This window comes from Vibrio cincinnatiensis (assembly GCF_022113815.1).
Taxonomy (GTDB): Bacteria; Pseudomonadota; Gammaproteobacteria; order Enterobacterales; family Vibrionaceae; genus Vibrio; species Vibrio cincinnatiensis_A.
The window spans coordinates 1-1651 of record NZ_SGOM01000053.1; the positions used below are offsets into that span (position 1 = coordinate 1).

The window sequence follows — 1651 nt, forward strand, 5'->3', positions numbered from 1 at the left end:
GCACAGTCAATTCATTATCGTTCTGTTGGAACGATAATAGCTTTAATTTACTAAGGTAAGTTGAAGTCAGTATTCATTGAGCCGGTCGCAAGACCAAAAAACTTTAATTGAAGAGTTTGATCATGGCTCAGATTGAACGCTGGCGGCAGGCCTAACACATGCAAGTCGAGCGGTAACAGAGAGAAGCTTGCTTCTCTGCTGACGAGCGGCGGACGGGTGAGTAATGCCTGGGAAATTGCCCTGATGTGGGGGATAACCATTGGAAACGATGGCTAATACCGCATGATGCTTTCGAGCCAAAGAGGGGGACCTTCGGGCCTCTCGCGTCAGGATATGCCCAGGTGGGATTAGCTAGTTGGTGGGGTAAAGGCTCACCAAGGCGACGATCCCTAGCTGGTCTGAGAGGATGATCAGCCACACTGGGACTGAGACACGGCCCAGACTCCTACGGGAGGCAGCAGTGGGGAATATTGCACAATGGGCGCAAGCCTGATGCAGCCATGCCGCGTGTATGAAGAAGGCCTTCGGGTTGTAAAGTACTTTCAGTGGTGAGGAAGGGAGTGTGGTTAATAGCCATATTCTTTGACGTTAGCCACAGAAGAAGCACCGGCTAACTCCGTGCCAGCAGCCGCGGTAATACGGAGGGTGCGAGCGTTAATCGGAATTACTGGGCGTAAAGCGCATGCAGGTGGTTTGTTAAGTCAGATGTGAAAGCCCGGGGCTCAACCTCGGAGTTGCATTTGAAACTGGCAGGCTAGAGTACTGTAGAGGGGGGTAGAATTTCAGGTGTAGCGGTGAAATGCGTAGAGATCTGAAGGAATACCGGTGGCGAAGGCGGCCCCCTGGACAGATACTGACACTCAGATGCGAAAGCGTGGGGAGCAAACAGGATTAGATACCCTGGTAGTCCACGCCGTAAACGATGTCTACTTGGAGGTTGCGGTCTTGAACTGTGGCTTTCGGAGCTAACGCGTTAAGTAGACCGCCTGGGGAGTACGGTCGCAAGATTAAAACTCAAATGAATTGACGGGGGCCCGCACAAGCGGTGGAGCATGTGGTTTAATTCGATGCAACGCGAAGAACCTTACCTACTCTTGACATCCAGAGAATCTGGCGGAGACGCTAGAGTGCCTTCGGGAGCTCTGAGACAGGTGCTGCATGGCTGTCGTCAGCTCGTGTTGTGAAATGTTGGGTTAAGTCCCGCAACGAGCGCAACCCTTATCCTTGTTTGCCAGCACTTCGGGTGGGAACTCCAGGGAGACTGCCGGTGATAAACCGGAGGAAGGTGGGGACGACGTCAAGTCATCATGGCCCTTACGAGTAGGGCTACACACGTGCTACAATGGCGCATACAGAGGGCGGCGAGACAGCGATGTTAAGCGAATCCCAAAAAGTGCGTCGTAGTCCGGATTGGAGTCTGCAACTCGACTCCATGAAGTCGGAATCGCTAGTAATCGTGAATCAGAATGTCACGGTGAATACGTTCCCGGGCCTTGTACACACCGCCCGTCACACCATGGGAGTGGGCTGCAAAAGAAGCAGGTAGTTTAACCTTCGGGGGGACGCTTGCCACTTTGTGGTTCATGACTGGGGTGAAGTCGTAACAAGGTAGCGCTAGGGGAACCTGGCGCTGGATCACCTCCTTACGTAA

1 rRNA gene is annotated in these 1651 nt (G+C 53.0%); it reads left to right on the forward strand.

Going from position 1 to position 1651, the window contains the following annotated elements:
- Positions 1 to 104: 104 nt before the first annotated feature.
- Positions 105 to 1646: ribosomal RNA gene (locus EXA13_RS16520) — 16S ribosomal RNA — on the forward strand.
- Positions 1647 to 1651 lie beyond the last annotated feature (5 nt).